We start from the raw sequence: 20,383 nt of genomic DNA on the forward strand, positions 1-20,383 counted from the left end.
GAGGGCTTCCTCCTAATTTGGTGGAGATGGCAGCTATGGTGATATGACTTTGGCGAAGATGAGATAAAATTGTAACGAAACGAGGGGACAAACTGCGACTATGCTCAATGTGAGATTCGCGCGTTGCGTAGACAACACAAGGTGTGCTGATACAATGCCTTGCATGTTTATGACGCGAACCGAGGCAGATTGCGTTTGTGCCCTTCTGGATGGCACTGAGCGAAAGCCATTTTCTTCAGGGAGACACCTATGAAATTTCGTGTGTCGGCGATTGCGCTGGCAACCACACTGTTGGCGGGCTGCGCCAGTTCAGGAGACACGCAGGGGCGTTCAGATCCACTGGAAGGATTTAACCGCACCATGTACAACTTCAACTTTAATGTCCTGGACCCGTATGTTGTGCGTCCCGTTGCGGTGGCATGGCGTGATTATGTGCCGCAGCCCGCGCGTAACGGCCTGAGCAATTTCACCAGCAACCTTGAAGAACCGGCCATCATGGTGAACTACTTCCTGCAGGGCGATCCCTATCAGGGTATGGTTCACTTTACGCGCTTCTTCCTCAACACATTGCTGGGTATGGGTGGCCTGATGGATGTTGCAGGGATGTCGAACCCGAAACTGCAGCGTGTTGAACCGCACCGTTTTGGTAGCACGCTGGGGCATTATGGCGTTGGCTACGGGCCGTACATACAGTTGCCATTCTACGGCAGCTTTACGCTTCGTGAAGATGGCGGTGACATGGCGGATACGCTCTATCCGGTGCTGTCCTGGCTGACCTGGCCGCTGTCGGTTGGTAAATGGACGGTGGAAGGTATTGAAACCCGCGCGCAGTTGCTCGATTCCGACGGCCTGCTGCGTCAGTCTTCCGATCCTTACATCATGGTGCGTGAAGCTTACTTCCAGCGTCATGACTTTATCGCCAACGGCGGTAAGCTCAAACCGCAGGAAAACCCGAACGCCCAGGCGATTCAGGGTGACCTCAAGGATATCGACTCCGAATAAACGAAAAAAGGTGAGCGCGAAGCTCACCTTTTTTACGTCTGCAATAAATCAGAACGCGTAGTTAAAGTTCGCGCCGTACAGCCACGCACGACCTTCTGATGTGAACTTGTACGGGCCTTCCTGGAAGCTCACTTTCTGACCGTGCATATAAGACACGCCGACATCCACAGACGCATCTTTATTAAACGCATAAGTGGTACCTGCGCTCAGCCAGAAACGGTCCTGGTCCGGAATGGAGATAGAACGTTTGTCGGCCGGAACCGGGCTGTCATCAAAGGCGATACCGGTACGGAAGGTCCAGTTATCGTCCATATAGTAGGTGGTACCCAGCGCGATACGGTAAGAATCTTTAAAGCTTTCATCTTTATAGAACAGAGTCTGACCGTTGCTGTTTGTCGCTTTCAGCTCCTGGAATTGACTCCAACTGGTATAGGCCATGCTGTAGTGGATAGCCCATTGCGGCGCAACGCGGTTATAACCTGAGATTTCCCACATTTCCGGCAGGTTGAGGGTCAGAGAACCGCCAGTGGTGCTGCCATTGGTGCCCATTGGCAGACCGAAGTTGCCGAGGATCTGGTTATAGGCTGAAGGCAGACTGCTCTTGTAATCGCCATCAAAGTCGACTTTCACCTCAGAACGGTAGGTTAAGCCGTAACGGTTGTTTTTATCGAGTTCATAAAGGATACCGGCGTTCCAGCCGAAGCCCCACTCATCACCTTTCAGATAAGCTATCTGAGTATTTGCCGGGATACCTGCAACCTGCTGTGCAAGGCCTGGGATCGGTGGTAACGCACCTGAGCCAGCAACGACTTTGCCCAGGTCACCTGCGTAGCGCTCGATCTTCGCTTTGGCATACACCGCATCAAAGCCCAGACCGAAACTCCAGTGGTTATTCAGACGATAAGCACCGCTCAGGTTCAGGTTCAGGGTTTCCAGATCTGTCTTACCGCCGTATGCGCCTGCGGCATAACTGTTATTAAACTCGGTTGCTAAACCGTAATTAGAGGTAACCGACGCGCCCCAGCCAAACTGATCATTAATTGGCGCGACGAAATGGAGGTTTGGAACCCATGCTGTTGGCGCAATATTTTTCGAATCGAGGCTGGCACCTGTCGGTGACGTGCCTGAAATATCAACATCCGGGTCAACGAAAATAGCACCCGCAGAGAAAGTCGGACGGTCAAACATCATGATCAGCGCCGGGTTGCGGCTGACGTTGCCCGCGTCATCTGCAATAGCGCCTTCGCCGGAATAGGCGCGGCCAAGACCAGAAGAAGAAAACTCGTTGAGTTGGAAGCCTGCGGACCAGGCCTGGGTGGAGACGATTGCCACTGCAACTGCGAGTGCAGATTTGGTAAACAGGTTTTTATGGCTCATGACCAAAACCTCATCCGGTTATTTTTATTTAAACTATGTTACGTGGTGTAACAGGAGCGCGAAGTGTAGGGTCTGCGGTACTTCATAGAAATCAGACCAGTGGCGAGAGTATAGGTCGGACCAGAGTAAATGTTGCAAGCTTGTATATAAAATTTTTCAATTGTGATCTTCGAAACGGGATCTGCGTGGCAAAATTGTGGCCAGCGCCGCTAATGATAATGGGTGGTTTTTGTTCTGGATCATTTTTAAGTGTGATTTCGGTCACTTAGGGCGCTTCCTCAAATTATCAACTGGAGACGCGTTATTGAGGGGGGTAAAATATGCACAACGTTTATTTGGCACCTTGGGTGCGAATTCAGAGGAAATCACAATGAGTAAATGCAGTGCTGATGAAACCCCGGTTTGCTGCTGTATGGATGTTGGTACCATCATGGACAACTCCGATTGCACCGCCTCGTATAGCCGTGTGTTCACAAACCGCACCGATGCAGAAGAGACGCTGGCTGCGCTGACGGCGCGCGCGCGTGGCGTGGAGTCAGATCCTTGCCAGATCACCTCAACGTTCACTGAGGTTGATGGCGGCGTGCGTCTGAATATCGATTTTGTTTTCGCTTGCGAAGCGGAAACCCTGATTTTCCAGTTAGGTCTGCGTTAATCTTCCTGCCTGCGCTCCTGCATCTGCGGGAGCGTTTTTTCAATCATCTCTGTGTTTTACCTCCCACTTTTTTCTTTCCCCCATTGGCTAAATGTAAATAATTAGTTAAGACTGTTATCAGGTCCGACCACTAGTGCATCATGCTGTTAACAGGGGAGTGTTATGAGTCAGGCATTACCGCTTGTCACCCGTCAGGGCGACCGCATCGCCATTGTCAGTGGATTACGTACGCCATTTGCCCGTCAGGCAACGGTTTTCCACGGTGTCCCGGCTATCGATCTCGGCAAAATGGTGGTGGGCGAACTCCTTGCCCGTAGCGAAATCCCGCCGGAAATCATTGAGCAACTGGTCTTTGGCCAGGTGGTGCAAATGCCGGAAGCGCCGAATATCGCGCGAGAAATCGTGCTGGGAACGGGCATGAGTGTGCACACCGATGCCTACAGCGTCAGCCGCGCCTGTGCCACCAGTTTTCAGGCGGTGGCAAACGTTGCCGAAAGCCTGATGGCGGGGACGATCCGTGCAGGTATCGCGGGTGGTGCTGACTCCTCATCAGTGTTGCCCATCGGCGTGAGCAAAAAACTGGCTCGCGTGCTGGTTGATGCCAACAAAGCGCGCAGCACAGGGCAAAAATTAAAGCTTTTCTCCCGTTTACGGCTGCGTGATTTACTGCCGGTGCCGCCTGCGGTAGCTGAATATTCTACCGGTTTACGCATGGGCGATACCGCAGAGCAGATGGCGAAAACCTATGGCATCACGCGTCAAGAACAGGATGCGCTGGCCCACCGTTCTCACCAGTTTGCGGCGCAGGCCTGGGCTGAGGGAAAGCTGGCAGATGAAGTGATGACCGCCTATGCGCCACCTTTTCGCGATCCGATAACCCAGGACAATAATGTACGGCAAAATTCCAGCCTCGCGGATTACGCCAAACTGCGTCCGGCCTTTGATCGTCGACACGGCACCGTGACCGCGGCGAACAGTACTCCCCTTACCGATGGCGCAGCAGCGGTGATCCTGATGACTGAATCGCGGGCGAAAGAGCTGGGTTTGCAGCCTCTGGGATACCTGCGAAGCTACGCTTTCACCGCCATTGACGTGCAGCAGGACATGCTGCTGGGACCCGCCTGGGCGACGCCGCTGGCGCTCGACAGAGCAGGGTTGACGATGGCGGATTTAACCTTACTGGATATGCACGAAGCTTTTGCGTCGCAAACCCTGACCAACCTGAAACTGATGGCCAGCGAGCGTTTTGCCCGCGATGTATTGGGCCGGTCGCAGGCAACGGGTGAGGTGGATGACAGCAAATTCAATGTGCTGGGGGGATCAATTGCTTACGGGCATCCGTTTGCGGCAACCGGTGCGCGAATGATCACCCAAACCTTGCATGAACTGCGCAGACGCGGCGGCGGATTTGGCCTTGTCACCGCCTGTGCCGCAGGCGGGCTTGGCGCAGCTATGGTTCTGGAGGCCGAATAATGGACATGACCTCAGCATTTACCCTCGTTGTACGCCCGGACAATGTTGCCGTTGTCAGTATTGATGTTCCCGGCGAAAAGATGAACACGCTAAAGGCGGAGTTTGGCAGCCAGGTACGCGCCATCCTTAAACAAATTCGTGAAAACAAACAGATTCGCGGCGTGGTGTTCATTTCCGCAAAACCGGATAATTTTATCGCCGGGGCGGATATCAACATGATCGATCGCTGCAAAACGGCCAAAGAGGCCGAAGATCTGGCGCGCCAGGGGCAGCAGATCATGGCCGAGATCCACGCGCTGTCGATCCCGGTGATCGCCGCCATCCATGGCCCATGCCTTGGCGGCGGTCTGGAACTGGCATTAGCCTGCCATCGCCGAATTTGTACGGATGATGTGAAGACGGTCCTGGGGCTGCCCGAAGTGCAGCTTGGTCTGCTGCCTGGTTCTGGTGGCACCCAGCGGCTGCCGCGTCTGGTCGGAGTAAGCACTGCACTGGATATGATCCTGACCGGTAAACAACTGCGCGCGCGCCAGGCGTTAAAAGCCGGGCTGGTGGATGATGTCGTGCCGGTGTCCATTTTGCTGGATGCTGCCACAGAGCTTGCCGCGCAGGGCCGTCCTGCCAGCCGCAGCCTGCCGGTACGTGAACGTCTGCTGGCCGGGCCGCTGGTCCGCGCGCTGTTATTCCGCATGGTCGCGAAAAAAACCGAGCAAAAAACCCAAGGCAACTACCCCGCGACGACCCGTATTCTGAATGTTATCGAAACGGGCTTAAGCCAGGGCAGTAGCAGTGGTTATGACGCCGAAGCACGCGCGTTTGGTCAACTGGCTATGACCCCGCAATCGCAGGCGCTGCGGCATATTTTCTTTGCCAGCACTGAGGTGAAAAAAGACCCCGGCAGCCCGGTTGCCGCCGGTCCGCTGCGCTCCGTTGGTGTTCTCGGCGGCGGGTTAATGGGCGGCGGGATCGCCTACGTGACGGCAGTGAAGGGTAATCTCCCGGTTCGCATAAAAGATATTAATCCGAAAGGCATTAACCACGCGCTGAAATATAGCTGGGAACAGCTTGATAAAAAGGTGCGTCGCCGCCATCTCAAATCTGCTGAGCGTGATGCGCAAATGGCGCGCATTTCCGGTACTACGGACTACAGCGGTTTTTCCCATCGGGATGTGGTGATAGAGGCCGTATTCGAAGATTTGACTCTTAAGCAACAGATGGTGGCGGAGATTGAAGCGCAGTGTGCGCCGCAGACCATTTTTGCCTCCAATACGTCGTCATTGCCGATCGGTGATATTGCGGCCAGGGCTGAACGTCCTGGGAATATTATCGGATTACATTTTTTTAGCCCGGTTGAGAAGATGCCATTGGTGGAAGTCATTCCCCATGCCGGTACCGACGAACAAACTATTTCAACAGTGGTGAAACTGGCGAAGAAGCAGGGCAAAACGCCGATCGTCGTGGCGGACAAAGCCGGTTTTTACGTGAACCGCATTCTGGCGCCTTATATGAGCGAAGCGATGCGGCTCCTGAGCGAAGGGGAACGTATCGAGAATATCGATAAGGCGCTGGTAAAATTTGGCTTTCCTGTCGGCCCAATCCAACTTTTGGATGAAGTGGGCATCGACACCGGGACTAAAATTATCCCTGTACTGGAGGCTGCTTATGGTGATCGTTTTAGTGCCCCTGCAAGCGTCGTTTCTGCAATATTGAATGACGATCGCAAAGGCAGAAAAAATGAGCGCGGTTTCTATCTTTACGGTAAGAAAGGGCGTAAAAGCAACAAACAGCCTGACCCGGCAATTTACCCGCTTGTGGGGGCATCTGGCACAGGCAAATTATCGGCAGAACAGATTGCCGAACGATGCGTCATGATGATGCTTAACGAAGCCGCACGCTGTTTCGCCGAGAAGGTGATTCGCAGCCCGCGAGATGGTGATATTGGCGCGGTGTTTGGCATCGGTTTTCCGCCTTTCCTGGGCGGCCCGTTCCGCTATATGGATACCCTTGGCGCGGGTGATATTGTCGCAACTCTGCAGCGCCTGGCTTCGCTTTATGGGGAACGTTTTGCACCTTGTCAGCTTTTGTTACAAATGGCTGAGCAGGGCGAAAAGTTTTGGGACAAGCAGGAAACTGATTTTGTAAGTTAAGGTCAAAAAAGGGTAAATCCGGCGTTGAATGAAGCGGCAATGGTTATTTTGTAAACAGTCATTGACTATACTTACGCCATTGAGGTAAAAAACAGCGTTTCATTCATCGAATGGATCAGGCACAATGCCCGGCCATTGATATTTCCTGTCGTAATGGAACTGTTCACGCGGGGAGTGTTAATGCTTCTGGTTAACAAAAGCGGTGCAATATGCAAGTTTTTATCATGCGTCACGGCGATGCAGCCCTCGATGCAGCCAGCGACTCAGTTCGTCCTCTAACCCCTTGTGGTTGTGATGAATCTCGTCAGATGGCAACCTGGCTGAAAGGTCAAAAAGTGGATGTCGAACGTGTTCTGGTCAGCCCGTTTCTTCGTGCTGAACAGACGCTAAACGAGGTGGGTGAATGCATGAACCTGCCCGACAACGTGGATGTCCTGCCCGAACTGACCCCTTGTGGTGATGTTGGTCTGGTCAGCGCCTATCTCCAGGCGCTGGCAAATGAAGGTACTTCCTCTGTGCTGGTGATTTCTCATCTGCCGTTGGTGGGGTATCTGGTGTCCGAGCTTTGCCCGGGTGAAACACCGCCAATGTTCACTACCTCCGCGATTGCCAGCGTGACGCTGGATGAGAGCGGTAAAGGCGTTTACAACTGGCAAATGAGTCCCTGCAACCTGAGAATGCCAAAAGCAATCTGATTCGCCGGACCGTGAAAAAAAGCCGCACTTGTGCGGCTTTTTACGTTTCTGCGCGTCCGTTGCGTTCAGGGAAGCTCAGGCGGCTGCCACTCTTCGACTTCAATCAACACCAGTATTGCCGCATCGCCACCGTACTCTTTGGGTGCCTGGTGAAACGCCATAACATGCGGATGTTGTGCCAGCCAGAGCGGTGTCTGCTGCTTGAGAATATGTTTACCGTGCCCGTGCATGACGCAGGCACAAAAGACGTGTTCGCGTCGGCAGGCGGCGATCAGCGCCCCCAGCTCCTGCTTAGCCTGTAGCTGCGTTAAGCCGTGCAGGTCGAGGAACAGATCCGGGGAATAGTCACCGCGGCGGATCTTCTTTAGTTCAAAATGGCTGACATCGTCGCGCACATACTTCACCGGCCCTTCGGTGTTCAGCAATGGCTGAAATTCATCAGAGAAATAGTGGCTGTTATCCGCCTGCTCCGACAACAGGCGCTTCACCGGGACTTCACTGATTTTTTTACGTGTCGGGCGGTGGACTACCGTATCCTGCTTTATTTGACGCGTGCCGGTCATTAATTGTCGGAACAGCGTCTGCTCCTCCTCGCTAAGCGATGGTTTCTTTTTCATCTGCGCATCTCATCTTTTATTTCTTTTAGTGTACCCGACTCGCTCCCTGCTGTTCAGCAAAATGCATTTTTAGGCCGCGACGCGAAGCGACAATGCTGATTTATCGCCGTCTTCATGGCAAACTAGCCGCCGAATTTCTTGCGAGCGTGTCCTGGAGGATAAGATGGATAAAATTTTCGTTGATGAGGCAGTAAGTGAACTGCATACCATTCAGGACATGTTGCGCTGGTCGGTAAGCCGATTTAGCGCGGCAAACATCTGGTACGGCCACGGCACCGATAACCCGTGGGATGAAGCCGTACAACTGGTGTTGCCTACCCTTTACCTGCCGCTGGATATCCCGGAAGAGATGCGCAATGCGCGGCTGACCTCCAGCGAGCGTCACCGTATCGTTGAGCGAGTCATTCGTCGCGTTAATGAACGTATCCCGGTTGCCTACCTCACCAATAAAGCCTGGTTCTGCGGCCACGAGTTTTACGTTGATGAACGCGTGCTGGTGCCGCGTTCACCGATTGGCGAGTTGATCAATAACCACTTCGCCGGGCTTATCGACGCACAGCCGCAGCACATTCTGGATATGTGTACCGGTAGCGGCTGTATCGCCATTGCCTGCGCTTACGCCTTCCCGGAAGCGGAAGTGGACGCGGTAGACATCTCCCCGGATGCGCTGGCGGTAACAGAACACAACATTGAAGATCACGGCCTGATTCATCACGTCACGCCGATTCGTTCCGACCTCTTCCGCGACTTGCCAAAAGTGCAGTACGACCTGATTGTGACCAACCCGCCGTACGTTGATGAAGAGGATATGTCTGATCTGCCATCAGAGTATCGCCATGAGCCGGAGCTTGGGCTGGCGTCTGGTAGCGATGGCCTGAAACTGACGCGTCGCATTCTGGCCTGCGCCCCAGATTACCTCACCGACAATGGTGTGCTGATTTGTGAAGTGGGCAACAGCATGGTACATCTGATGGAACAATATCCGGATGTACCGTTCACCTGGCTTGAATTTGATAATGGCGGTGACGGTGTCTTCATGCTGACCAAAGCGCAGTTGCTGGCCGCGCAGGAACATTTCAGCATCTATAAAGATTAAAACGCTAACAACATAACGACGACAACGGAGCCGTAATGGCAGGAAACACTATTGGACAACTCTTTCGCGTAACGACCTTCGGCGAATCGCACGGCATTGCGCTGGGCTGCATCGTCGATGGCGTACCGCCGGGCATTCCACTGACCGAAGCCGACCTCCAGCATGACCTGGACCGACGCCGCCCCGGCACCTCGCGCTATACCACCCAACGCCGCGAACCGGATCAGGTGAAAATTCTCTCCGGCGTGTTTGAGGGTGTGACCACCGGCACCAGCATCGGCCTGCTGATTGAAAATACCGATCAGCGCTCTCAGGATTACAGCGCAATCAAAGACGTCTTCCGTCCGGGCCACGCTGATTACACCTACGAGCAAAAATATGGCCTGCGCGACTATCGTGGCGGTGGCCGCTCCTCGGCGCGTGAAACCGCAATGCGTGTAGCGGCAGGGGCGATTGCCAAGAAATTCCTCGCCCACAAATTCGGCATCGTGATCCGTGGTTGTCTGACCCAGATGGGCGACATTCCACTGGCGATGAAAGACTGGGATCAGGTCGAACAAAATCCGTTTTTCTGCCCCGACCCGGACAAAATCGACGCGCTGGACGAACTGATGCGTGGGCTCAAAAAAGAGGGCGACTCCATCGGTGCGAAAGTTACCGTTGTGGCGGACGGTGTTCCGGCGGGCCTCGGCGAGCCGGTCTTTGATCGTCTGGATGCCGATATCGCCCATGCGATGATGAGCATCAACGCGGTTAAAGGCGTGGAGATTGGCGACGGCTTTGGTGTGATCAACCTGCGCGGCAGCCAGAATCGCGATGAAATTACGAAAGACGGTTTTCAGAGCAACCACGCGGGCGGCATTCTGGGCGGTATCAGCAGTGGGCAGCAAATCGTTACCCATATCGCGCTGAAACCGACCTCAAGCATTACCGTTTCGGGACGCACGATTAATCGCTTTGGCGAAGAAGTTGAGATGATTACCAAAGGGCGTCACGACCCGTGTGTCGGTATTCGCGCGGTGCCGATCGCCGAAGCGATGCTGGCCATTGTGCTGATGGACCATTTTATGCGTCAGCGCGCGCAGAATGGCGATGTGACGACCACTATTCCTCGCTGGTAAACAATGAAACGAATTGCAATTGCGCTCCTGGCGTTTTGCGCAACGCTGACCTGCCAGGCGGCAACGCCCTGGCAGAAAATTACCCATCCGGTTGCGGGCACACCGCAATCTATTGGTGCTTTCTCGAATGGCTGTATTGTTGGCGCGCATGAACTGCCGCTGCAATCCGACACCTACCAGGTCATGCGTACCGATCAGCGACGCTACTTTGGTCATCCGGACCTGATTCTGTTTATTCAGCGTCTGGGTAATCAGGTGCATAACCTGGGGCTGGGGACGGTGCTGGTGGGGGATATGGGTATGCCAGCCGGCGGGCGCTTTAACGGCGGTCACGCCAGCCACCAGACGGGGCTGGATGTGGACATTTTCCTGCAACTGCCGAAAGCACGCTGGAGCTCAGCGCAATTGTTAAAACCGCAGGCGCTGGATTTGGTTTCCAGCGATGGCAAGCAGGTGGTGTCGTCATTATGGAAACCTGAAATTACCAGCCTGATTAAGCTGGCGGCGAAGGATAACGACGTCACGCGCATTTTCGTCAACCCGGCCATTAAGCAGCAATTATGCCTGGACGCCGGTACAGACCGCGACTGGCTGCGGAAAGTGCGTCCCTGGTTCCAGCATCGCGCGCATATGCATGTCCGTTTGCGCTGCCCGGCAGATAGCCTTGAGTGCCAGGATCAGCCTTTGCCGCCGGATGGCGACGGCTGTGGCGCGGAATTGCAAAGCTGGTTCAAACCGGCCAAACCTTCTACGACTCCTGAGAAGACGACACCACCGCCGCTGCCTGCTTCCTGTCAGGCATTACTGGATGAGCACGTATTGTAATGGATGCATTTCAAGAGATATTTATGGTGTCGCCACTGCTTCTGGTGGTGCTTTTTGTGGTCGCCACGCTGGCGGGATTCATTGATGCGTTAGCCGGTGGCGGCGGTTTACTGACCGTACCTGCATTGCTGGCCGCCGGGATGACCCCGGCGCAGGCGCTGGCCACCAATAAACTGCAGGCCTGCGGTGGCTCCATCTCTTCCACGCTCTATTTTCTGCGCCGTAAAGTGGTGAGTCTTGCCGATCAGAAACTCAATATTCTGATGACCTTTATTGGTTCAACGTCGGGTGCGCTGCTGGTTCAGCATGTTCAGTCTGATATTTTGCGCCAGATTTTGCCGGTTCTTATCATCTGTATTGGTCTCTACTTTTTGTTGATGCCAAAACTGGGTGAAGAGGATCGCCAGCGTCGGCTGCATGGCCTGCCTTTCGCGCTGGTTGCGGGCGGCTGTGTGGGGTTCTATGACGGCTTTTTTGGCCCCGGTGCCGGGTCATTTTATGCGCTGGCGTTTGTCACGCTGGCCGGTTTTAACCTCGCCAAATCTACCGCGCACGCCAAGGTGCTTAATGCCACCTCTAATATCGGCGGGCTGTTGCTGTTTATCATTGGCGGCAAGGTGATCTGGGCAACGGGCTTTGTGATGCTGGCGGGCCAGTTCCTGGGGGCGCGTATGGGCTCACGTCTGGTGCTCAGCAAAGGGCAAAAACTCATTCGTCCGATGATTGTTATCGTCTCGGCAGTAATGAGCGCAAAATTACTTTATGACAGCCATGGGCAGGAGATCCTCCAATTTCTGGGGGTGAGTGCATGAACACCACAACACATCACTACGAACAATTAATTACCCTTTTTGACGGCTGCTTTGCCGACGATTTTAATACCCGTCTGATTAAAGGCGACGACGAACCGATCTATCTTCCTGCTAATGAAGACGTGCCTTATAACCGGATCGTCTTCGCTCACGGGTTCTATGCCAGCGCGTTGCATGAGATCTCCCACTGGTGTATCGCCGGGAAAGCCCGTCGCGAGCTGGTGGATTTTGGTTACTGGTATTGCCCGGATGGTCGTGATGCGGCGACCCAGTGTCAATTTGAAGACGTAGAGGTTAAACCGCAGGCTTTTGACTGGTTGTTCTGCGTGGCGGCGGGTTATCCGTTTAACGTCAGTTGTGACAACCTGGAAGGGGATTTTGAACCGGATCGCGTTGTATTCCAGCGCCGCGTGCATGCGCAGGTAATGGAATATCTCGACAAAGGGATCCCGGAACGTCCGGCGCGTTTTATTAAGGCGCTGCAAGATTACTACCACACGCCTGAGCTAAAGGCGGAACACTTCCCCTGGCCGGAAGATTTATAACTGAGGAAAGAAGATGATCGCAGAATTTGAATCGCGCATTCTGGCGTTAATTGATGACATGGTAGAGCACGCCAGTGACGATGAGCTGTTTGCTGGCGGTTATCTGCGTGGGCATCTGACGCTGGCGGTAGCGGAACTGGAAGCGGGGGAGGATCATTCATCCGCAGCGCTGCATGCCCGGGTGTCGGCGAGCCTGGAAAAAGCCATTCAGGCGGGTGAGTTGTCTCCGCCGGATCAGGCGCTGGTGATGGGGATGTGGGACACGCTGTTCCAGAAGGCGCAGGCACAGTAATCGAGCTTGCTTGTAGCCCGCTAAGCGTAGCGCCAGCGGGGAATATTCCCGGTGTAGCATGGGTGCGCGGGTTTCCCCCTCACCCTAACCCTCTCCCCAAAGAGGAGAGGGGACCGTTCGTGCTCGCATTTTTGTGGGAATTCCTCACTCCTCAAGGTAGAGGAGACAGATCGCGCAGGTTTTTCTCCCTCTCCCCGTGGGAGAGGGCATCAGCCTGCACTCACTTAACCTGTTTCCCCTTCAACAATTTTCTCACCCACAGACGATTAGGATTCAGCGCGGCCAGCGTGTCACCATCCAGCGGCAATGGCTCCTCACTCATCTGCGAGGCCAGAATCTCCGCCGCCAGCGGCGCACTGCATAATCCGCGTGAACCGAGCGCGCCAAGCATAAACAACCCGTCATAAACCGGTGCGCTCACCGCATCCGTTCTCTCTTCTGCAAGATGAGCATACGCATTCAGTGTCGCGGCGTAATCCGCCACATTACCCACTAACGGCAAATGATCCCGGGTTGCACAGCGCACACCGCAGCGCGCTTCACCGCCGCTGACATCAACGTCTTTCGCCCACAGTGCCTGTGGGAAGCAGTTCAACAAACGCTGGCGGTTTTGCTGCTGATCCTCCTCGCTGTAGGCCGTCTCCTCCTGCCCACGGTGGTAGCTTGCGCCAATACAGTGATGCTGATTGTGCGGGTTTTGTGGTGTCAGATAACCGTCATAGCAGAGTACCTGACGCAGTTCGCCCAGTTTCTCCGTCGTGGGGATATGGCTGACCTGCCCGCCAACCGGGTAAACCGGCAGCTTTTCGGTCTGGGCGAAATGGCTGATGCGGTGCCCGTTCGCCAGCACGACGCAGGCGTGAGCGCGCTGGCTGCCATCGGCAAACTCCAGCCGCCATTCGCCATCCTGCTGAATCAGGCTTGTCACCGGGTGGTCGAAGTGCACGCATAATCCCTGACGCTGTGCTAATGCCAACGCCGCCGCCGTCAATTGTGCCGGACACAGCCAGCCGCCAGCCGGATAATGAATACCGCCGCATCCGGCCTCTACACCCGCCCTTTGCGCGACCGCTTCGGCGCTGACCGCATGGGCAATGGCATCCGGCAGGCCCAGCGTCAGCATCTGGCTAATTTTTTGCTGACTTTTCTCGTCGTACCCCAGTTGGGTGACCCCGCACCAGTCATGATCGAAATGGACGGGCAGGGCGTCATACAGTCGACGGGCGAAGGTAAACGCGGCGGGGAAAAAGTGGGCCAGCGCCGGGTCATGTGCACTGAGCAGCGGATACAGCGCGCCTTGCCGATTGCCGGATGCCCCCTGTGCCGGTTCGCCATCGGCGCAGTAGAGCGTCACCTGCCAGCCGCGACGCAACAAGGCCAGCGATAGCAGCGCACTGGCGATACCGCCGCCGACAATCGCAGCAGCGCGTTTTTCCGTGCCAGTGCGGGCAAACCACGGCGCACGCAGCACGCGCAGGGCGGTGCTTTCCATTACCCCGGTGAGCATTTCCCGCTTGCGGCCGAACCCTTTGCTTTTGCGCATGGTGAAGCCTGCGTCCTGCAACCCACGACGAACGAAACCAGCAGAGGTGAAAGTGGCCAGCGTCGCACCGGGATGCGCCAGTCTCGCCATTGCGTTAAACAGGCCCTGTGTCCACATGTCCGGGTTTTTCGCCGGCGCAAAACCGTCGAGAAACCAGGCATCAACCTGCTGTTGTAGTGAATCATCTAAGGTTTCGGTCAGTTCATTGATATCGCCAAACCAGACATCCAGCGTCACGCGGCCACCGTCCAGTAACAGGCGATGGCAACCGGCAAAGGGCAGCGGCCACTGCTGCTGTAACTGCTCTGCCCAGGGGGCCAGTTCCGGCCAGTGCTGGTGCGCCAGACGCAGATCGTCTTTCGTTAAGGGGAATTTTTCGAAACTGATGAAATGTAATCTTTCCAGGGTAGCCTGCGGACTGGCGCGGCGAAAGGCATCGAACGCCTGCCACAGGGTCAGGAAATTGAGACCCGTACCAAAGCCGCTTTCCGCGACGACAAACAGCGGGCGGGGATGTCCGACGAAACGCTCTGGTATACCGTTGCCGCCAAGGAAAACATAACGGGTCTCTTCGAGTCCGTTATCGTTAGAGAAATAGACGTCATCAAAATCTCGGGAAACAGGTGTACCCTCAGCGTTGAATTCGAGGTTGGCAGATTGTATAGCGGTTTGTTTCACGTAAGTTACTCGTCGGACAGGCAGTGCCATGATCTTAACGATGTGCGCCCCAGGGCGCAAATTTACCCATTAATTGTCTGATCGGACTTGTTCGGCGTACAACTGTACGCTATCTTGCGACACGAAAACTTAAATTAGTGCGACTTACAGGGGTATTGAATGAAACGTGCAGTGATTACTGGCCTGGGCATCGTTTCCAGCATCGGTAATAACCAGCAGGAAGTCCTGGCCTCTCTGCGTGAAGGACGCTCAGGGATCACTTTCTCTCAGGAATTCAAAGATTCCGGAATGCGCAGCCACGTATGGGGTAACGTCAAACTGGATACAACCGGTTTGATTGACCGTAAAGTGGTTCGTTTCATGAACGATGCCTCTATCTATGCTTTTCTTTCCATGCAAGAAGCCATTGCGGATGCTGGCCTGAGCGCAGAGGTGTATCAGAACAACCCGCGTGTTGGCCTGATTGCCGGTTCCGGCGGCTCTTCAAAAGCGCAGGTCTTCGGTGCGGACGCAATGCGTAGCCCGCGCGGCCTGAAAGCAGTGGGACCGTATGTCGTGACCAAAGCAATGGGCTCTGCGGTTTCCGCGTGCCTTGCAACGCCGTTTAAAATTCACGGTGTGAACTACTCCATCAGCTCCGCCTGTGCCACTTCCGCGCACTGCATCGGTAACGCGGTTGAGCAGATCCAACTGGGCAAACAGGACATCGTTTTTGCTGGCGGCGGCGAAGAGCTGGGCTGGGAAATGGCCTGTGAGTTCGACGCCATGGGCGCGTTGTCGACCAAATACAACGAAACCCCGGAAAAAGCGTCCCGTACCTATGACGCCCACCGTGATGGCTTCATCATCGCAGGCGGCGGCGGTATGGTTGTGGTTGAAGAACTGGAACATGCGCTGGCACGTGGCGCGCACATCTATGCTGAAATCGTGGGCTATGGCGCAACGTCTGATGGCGCTGACATGGTTGCGCCGTCAGGTGAAGGCGCAGTGCGCTGCATGAAGATGGCAATGCACGGTGTTGATACCCCGATCGACTACCTGAACTCCCACGGTACGTCTACACCGGTCGGTGATGTGAAAGAACTGGGTGCGATTCGCGAAGTGTTCGGCGACAACAGCCCGGCTATCTCTGCGACCAAAGCCATGACCGGTCACTCTCTGGGTGCGGCTGGCGTGCAGGAAGCAATCTACTCACTGCTGATGCTGGAGCACGGCTTTATCGCCCCGAGCATCAATATCGACGAGATGGATGAGCAGGCTGCTGGCCTGAACATCGTCACCAAACCGACTGACGCGACGCTGAATACCGTCATGTCCAACAGCTTCGGTTTCGGCGGTACTAACGCCACGCTGGTGATGCGTAAGCTCAAGTAAGCCTTTGAATTTCGAAAAGGGAGCCAACGAGCTCCCTTTTTTATGCGGTTTTTTATGCATTGACAAGCCGCTGCATGGGCAGGCAAACTTCACCCGCAACATTATCCCCCTGATAATGCGTAAGCGTTTAACGTTATCCAACGCACCTTAATCCTGAACATCAGGTGGAGGGGGCGTGGCTTTTTTTCCTCGCCTTACTCTGCGGTACGGAGTAATGCATGTCTGTAGAGACTCAAACACTTTCTTCCTCATCCGGCACGGGCACGAATGCGTTGCTGCGGCTGGTGATTGCCGTTTTTTTGACCTATATGACCATCGGGTTACCGTTGCCCGTCATCCCGCTCTTTGTGCATAACGAACTCGGTTACGGCAATACCATGGTGGGCATCGCCGTCGGTATCCAGTTTCTGGCGACCGTCCTGACGCGAGGCTATGCCGGGCGTCTGGCCGATCAGTTTGGCGCAAAGCGCTCGGCGCTGCAGGGGATGTTGGCCTGCGGGCTGGCTGGCGTCGCCTGGTTGCTGGCGGCCTGGCTACCGGTAAGCGCACTGGCAAAATTCGGCTTGCTGATTGTCGGACGTTTAATTCTGGGCTTTGGTGAAAGCCAGTTGCTCACAGGAACACTCGCCTGGGGGATGGGGCTGGTGGGGCCTAAACGCTCGGGCAAAGTGATGTCCTGGAACGGTATGGCAATTTACGGTGCGCTGGCCGTCGGCGCGCCGCTCGGTCTGCTCATTCACAGTCGTTTTGGTTTTGCCACCCTGGCGGCGATCACGATGGTTTTACCACTGCTGGCGTGGGCATTTAATGGCGGCGTACAGAAAACGCCTGCTCATTCGGGGGAACGTCCCTCCCTGTGGGGCGTGGTCGGTCAAATCTGGCAGCCGGGCCTTGGCCTTGCGCTACAGGGTGTAGGTTTCGCGGTTATCGGTACCTTCGTTTCGCTTTACTTTGCCAGTAACGGCTGGGCAATGGCCGGGTTTACGCTGACGGCATTTGGCGGTGCTTTTGTTCTGATGCGTCTGCTGTTTGGCTGGATGCCGGATCGCTTTGGCGGCGTGCGGGTGGCAACTGTTTCGTTGATGGTGGAAACGGTGGGCTTGTTGTTGCTCTGGCAGGCGCCGAACGCCTGGGTGGCGATGGCAGGTGCGGCATTGACCGGCTGTGGCTGTTCGTTGATTTTCCCGGCGTTGGGCGTTGAAGTGGTGAAACGCGTTGCCCCGCAGGTTCGCGGTACTGCACTGGGCGGGTATGCGGCATTTCAGGACATCGCGAACGGTATCAGCGGGCCACTTACCGGCCTGCTGGCGACCTCGCTGGGTTACCCGTCGGTATTCCTGGCCGCAGCAATTGCGGCGGTAACTGGCATTGTGGTGACGCTGATTTCATTTCGAAAATAATCGTCTTTTCCGGTCTTCATGATGAGGGCCGGAAATAATAAAAGCGCAACCTCTCATAATCCTGAACACTATTTTTGTTGTCAGGAAATAATTAAAAATACGCGCCAGACCACAGAAAAAACATATTGTTTTATTGGTGTAACATATTCCATTCATATAATTTTATGCAATATTCTCAGGCAGTTATATTGCTGCTATAGTCAGGCTATCTTCGTACGTAAGTTATTCTTTTACTACTTTTTAGAGAAAGGAGAGACGTATGCCTGGGTTTAAAGCAGATTTTCTGTGGGGTGGCGCGGTGGCGGCGCATCAGCTTGAAGGCGGCTGGCAGGAAGGCGGTAAAGGCGTCAGTGTCGCTGATGTGATGACCGCCGGGGCGCACGGCGTTCCACGCGAAATTACCGATGGCGTCTTGCCGGGAAAAAACTACCCAAACCATGATGCCATCGACTTTTATCACCGCTATAAAGATGACATCAAACTCTTTGCGGAAATGGGGTTTAAATGTTTCCGTACGTCAATTGCCTGGACGCGTATTTTCCCGAAAGGTGATGAATTAGAACCAAATGAAGCCGGCCTGCAGTTTTATGACGATCTCTTCGATGAATGTCTGAAATACAATATTGAACCGGTCATTACCCTCTCGCATTTCGAAATGCCTTATTACCTGGTCACTGAATACGGTGGCTGGCGTAACCGCAAGCTTATTGATTTCTTTGTGCGCTTCGCCAAAACGGTATTTACCCGCTACAAAGGCAAAGTGAAATACTGGATGACGTTTAACGAAATCAACAACCAGGCCAATTATCACGAAGATTTCGCGCCGTTTACCAACTCGGGCCTTAAATACAAAGAAGGTGAGGATCGTGAGCCGGTAATGTACCAGGCGGCGCACTATGAGCTTGTCGCCAGTGCGCTGGCGGTGGAAGCCGGGCATGCGATTAACCCTGATTTCCAGATTGGCTGCATGATTGCCATGTGTCCGGTCTATCCGCTCACCTGTAACCCGGACGACATGATGATGTCCGTCTCGGCGATGCACCGCCGTTACTGGTTTACCGATGTGCACGTTCGCGGTTATTACCCGCGCCATCTGCTAAATTACTTCGCCCGTAAAGGCTTTAGGCTTGATATTACCGACGAAGATTTGCACATCCTGAAACGGGGCTGTGTGGATTATATCGGCTTTAGCTATTACATGTCGTTTGCCACCAAAGCCACTGCGGATAACCCGCAACTGGACTATGACGAAACGAAGAGTCTGGTGAAAAACCCGTATGTGAAAGCATCGGACTGGGGATGGCAGATCGATCCGGTGGGGCTGCGTTATTCACTGAACTATTTTTACGATCTTTATCAACTGCCGCTGTTTATCGTGGAGAACGGCTTCGGCGCTATCGATCAGAAAGAAAGTGACGGCTCGGTAAACGATCAGTACCGCATCGAATACCTGCAAAGCCACCTGCGCGAAATGAAAAAGGCGGTGGTGGAAGATGGCGTGGATCTGATGGGTTACACCCCGTGGGGCTGTATTGACCTGGTTTCTGCGGGTACGGGCGAAATGAAAAAACGCTACGGCTTTATCTATGTCGATAAAGATAACGAAGGCAACGGGACACTTGAACGCAGCCGTAAGAAATCGTTCTGGTGGTACCAGCAGACAATTAAAAGTAACGGCGAAAACCTTTAACGACGATCCCCTCCAGCGGAGGGGATTTTTTTAGATAACCAGCCAGATAAGAGCGAAGGCAATAAGCAACGCGACCAGGAACAGACCAGGCCGGGTTGAGAGGTTTTTGACGCTTTCGATGATCGGCGCGAAAAGCGGGCTGTAGATCGGCTGAATATTTCGTGCTTCCAGCACACCCGAAGTTCGTTCTGCGCGATGTAAAAAAACCTGATTGAGAATGTCCTGCACTTGCGCCGTTGTCAGTACTGTCTGCGGTGTGGCCTGCCAGTTCTGACGGGCATAATCGGTGATAGTTTGCCACTCAACATTATCCAGCGGCTGCTTAAGCGCGGTTTGCACGCTTTGCAGTGTCGGGGAAGTCTGGGTGCTTAATGTCTGACGCGCCTGCAGCCAGGTCATTAAGTGGGTAAAATGTTTTGCCGGGATGAGCTCTCCGGTTTTCACGCCGGATAATTCCATCATAGATTGCCAAATCAATTTACCGGATTCACCCGTCGCAGCGGCCAGTTTGGTCACCGCCTGGTTGAGCGAATTGTGCTCAGCAGGCAACAGCGGGCGGTCTGTCGCCGGGCGTTGCAAGGGCTGAGGTACCGAAATCTGGTTGTTCTGCAGCAGCGTCAGCACCGTTTTAAGCTGCTCTGGCGTAAGCTGGCTCAGCGCCGTCTGACCAAACTGCTGGCGAATAAAGTCGCTAACCGCCTGGCGGTTATTACCCTGACCGAGCAATTCCGTCAGTTGCGAGATAACCTGGCGGGTGGTGTGATTCTGCGTGGCGGTATCCAGACGCTGGTTGAGATTCTGCTCTGCCGCCGGGAAATGGCGTGACAGCAGCGGCGCGTCATTCTTCAAACCCAAATCATGTTTAACCCCGGCCCAGACTTCGGCGCTCTGCTGTTGCGTGAGCGCCACCAGGCGAATAATCAACCGCTCCAGCACAGTGCGCTGGATTGTCGATAACGGCTGCTCTCCGGCGGCCAAAGTAGGGGGCGTAGGGTCTTGCCCCGGAGGGCGCGCGGGGGTGCCCTGAATGGGTTGCATCAT

At 54.6% G+C, this 20,383-nt stretch carries 18 protein-coding genes; 14 read left to right on the forward strand and 4 right to left on the reverse strand.

The genetic code is table 11. The annotated features are described in order from the left end of the window. The first annotated feature begins 249 nt into the window (after positions 1–249). Complete coding sequence (gene mlaA, locus C5523_RS07955) at positions 250–1,002, forward strand: phospholipid-binding lipoprotein MlaA (protein WP_108700903.1); 753 nt, start codon at positions 250–252, stop codon at positions 1,000–1,002. A gap of 48 nt (positions 1,003–1,050) precedes the next feature. Here mlaA and fadL read toward each other — a convergent pair whose 3' ends face one another. Further along, positions 1,051–2,379, reverse strand: a complete 1,329-nt coding sequence (gene fadL, locus C5523_RS07960; RefSeq protein ID WP_039079827.1) for a long-chain fatty acid transporter FadL — start codon at positions 2,377–2,379, stop codon at positions 1,051–1,053. A 370-nt stretch (positions 2,380–2,749) separates the two neighbouring features. Here fadL and C5523_RS07970 point away from each other — a divergent pair, with 370 nt between their 5' ends. The 4 genes from C5523_RS07970 (at position 2,750) to sixA (ending at position 7,349) form a co-directional block, all read left to right on the forward strand. Further along, positions 2,750–3,034, forward strand: a complete 285-nt coding sequence (locus C5523_RS07970) for a YfcZ/YiiS family protein (protein ID WP_108700905.1) — start codon at positions 2,750–2,752, stop codon at positions 3,032–3,034. A 162-nt stretch (positions 3,035–3,196) separates the two neighbouring features. Further along, complete coding sequence (gene fadI / locus C5523_RS07975) at positions 3,197–4,507, forward strand: acetyl-CoA C-acyltransferase FadI (RefSeq protein ID WP_071196191.1); 1,311 nt, start codon at positions 3,197–3,199, stop codon at positions 4,505–4,507. Next, positions 4,507–6,654 carry a fatty acid oxidation complex subunit alpha FadJ gene (gene fadJ, locus C5523_RS07980; RefSeq protein ID WP_108700906.1) on the forward strand — a complete coding sequence of 716 codons (2,148 nt, stop codon included), beginning with the start codon at positions 4,507–4,509 and terminating at the stop codon, positions 6,652–6,654. The genes fadI and fadJ overlap by 1 nt, the downstream gene beginning before the upstream one ends. Positions 6,655–6,863: 209 nt before the next feature. Then, positions 6,864–7,349: a phosphohistidine phosphatase SixA gene (gene sixA, locus C5523_RS07985; protein WP_039079831.1), complete on the forward strand. Its 486-nt coding sequence runs from the start codon at positions 6,864–6,866 to the stop codon at positions 7,347–7,349. 65 nt (positions 7,350–7,414) lie between these two features. Here the strand turns inward: sixA and smrB are convergent, their stop codons facing one another. Further along, positions 7,415–7,966, reverse strand: coding sequence for an endonuclease SmrB (gene smrB, locus C5523_RS07990; RefSeq protein ID WP_039079832.1), 552 nt, complete (start codon positions 7,964–7,966; stop codon positions 7,415–7,417). A gap of 163 nt (positions 7,967–8,129) precedes the next feature. Here smrB and prmB point away from each other — a divergent pair, with 163 nt between their 5' ends. The 6 genes from prmB to C5523_RS08020 are packed head-to-tail and all read left to right on the forward strand — an operon-like array spanning position 8,130 to position 12,657. Continuing rightward, positions 8,130–9,062 (forward strand): 50S ribosomal protein L3 N(5)-glutamine methyltransferase, encoded by a 933-nt coding sequence (gene prmB / locus C5523_RS07995; protein ID WP_039079833.1) that lies wholly within the window; start codon positions 8,130–8,132, stop codon positions 9,060–9,062. 35 nt (positions 9,063–9,097) lie between these two features. After that, a complete protein-coding gene (gene aroC, locus C5523_RS08000) occupies positions 9,098–10,183 on the forward strand; it encodes a chorismate synthase (protein WP_071196193.1) in 1,086 nt (361 codons plus the stop codon). A gap of 3 nt (positions 10,184–10,186) precedes the next feature. Then, positions 10,187–11,008, forward strand: a complete 822-nt coding sequence (mepA, locus tag C5523_RS08005) for a penicillin-insensitive murein endopeptidase (RefSeq protein ID WP_071196194.1) — start codon at positions 10,187–10,189, stop codon at positions 11,006–11,008. After that, positions 11,008–11,820 carry a sulfite exporter TauE/SafE family protein gene (locus tag C5523_RS08010; RefSeq protein WP_071196195.1) on the forward strand — a complete coding sequence of 271 codons (813 nt, stop codon included), beginning with the start codon at positions 11,008–11,010 and terminating at the stop codon, positions 11,818–11,820. The genes mepA and C5523_RS08010 overlap by 1 nt, the downstream gene beginning before the upstream one ends. Continuing rightward, complete coding sequence (locus tag C5523_RS08015) at positions 11,817–12,365, forward strand: elongation factor P hydroxylase (protein WP_108700907.1); 549 nt, start codon at positions 11,817–11,819, stop codon at positions 12,363–12,365. The genes C5523_RS08010 and C5523_RS08015 overlap by 4 nt, the downstream gene beginning before the upstream one ends. Before the next feature lie 13 nt (positions 12,366–12,378). Next, a complete protein-coding gene (locus C5523_RS08020; protein ID WP_039079838.1) occupies positions 12,379–12,657 on the forward strand; it encodes a YfcL family protein in 279 nt (92 codons plus the stop codon). Positions 12,658–12,877: 220 nt separating this feature from the next. Here C5523_RS08020 and mnmC read toward each other — a convergent pair whose 3' ends face one another. After that, a complete protein-coding gene (mnmC, locus tag C5523_RS08025; protein ID WP_172960883.1) occupies positions 12,878–14,878 on the reverse strand; it encodes a bifunctional tRNA (5-methylaminomethyl-2-thiouridine)(34)-methyltransferase MnmD/FAD-dependent 5-carboxymethylaminomethyl-2-thiouridine(34) oxidoreductase MnmC in 2,001 nt (666 codons plus the stop codon). Between the two features lie 159 nt (positions 14,879–15,037). On the opposite strand from mnmC, the gene fabB reads away from it, so the two are divergent. The 3 genes from fabB to C5523_RS08040 all read left to right on the forward strand — a co-directional run bounded on the left by fabB (position 15,038) and on the right by C5523_RS08040 (position 19,342). Continuing rightward, positions 15,038–16,252, forward strand: coding sequence for a beta-ketoacyl-ACP synthase I (gene fabB, locus C5523_RS08030; RefSeq protein WP_039079840.1), 1,215 nt, complete (start codon positions 15,038–15,040; stop codon positions 16,250–16,252). 218 nt (positions 16,253–16,470) lie between these two features. After that, on the forward strand, positions 16,471–17,652 hold the full coding sequence (locus tag C5523_RS08035; RefSeq protein ID WP_039079841.1) for an MFS transporter: 1,182 nt from the start codon (positions 16,471–16,473) through the stop codon (positions 17,650–17,652). Between the two features lie 259 nt (positions 17,653–17,911). Further along, positions 17,912–19,342 (forward strand): 6-phospho-beta-glucosidase, encoded by a 1,431-nt coding sequence (locus tag C5523_RS08040; RefSeq protein WP_108700909.1) that lies wholly within the window; start codon positions 17,912–17,914, stop codon positions 19,340–19,342. Between the two features lie 30 nt (positions 19,343–19,372). On the opposite strand, the gene flk is transcribed toward C5523_RS08040, so the two are convergent. After that, on the reverse strand, positions 19,373–20,380 hold the full coding sequence (gene flk / locus C5523_RS08045) for a flagella biosynthesis regulator Flk (protein ID WP_039079843.1): 1,008 nt from the start codon (positions 20,378–20,380) through the stop codon (positions 19,373–19,375). Positions 20,381–20,383: the final 3 nt, after the last annotated feature.

This window comes from Phytobacter sp. SCO41, from assembly GCF_003073275.1.
GTDB lineage: Bacteria > Pseudomonadota > Gammaproteobacteria > Enterobacterales > Enterobacteriaceae > Phytobacter > Phytobacter diazotrophicus.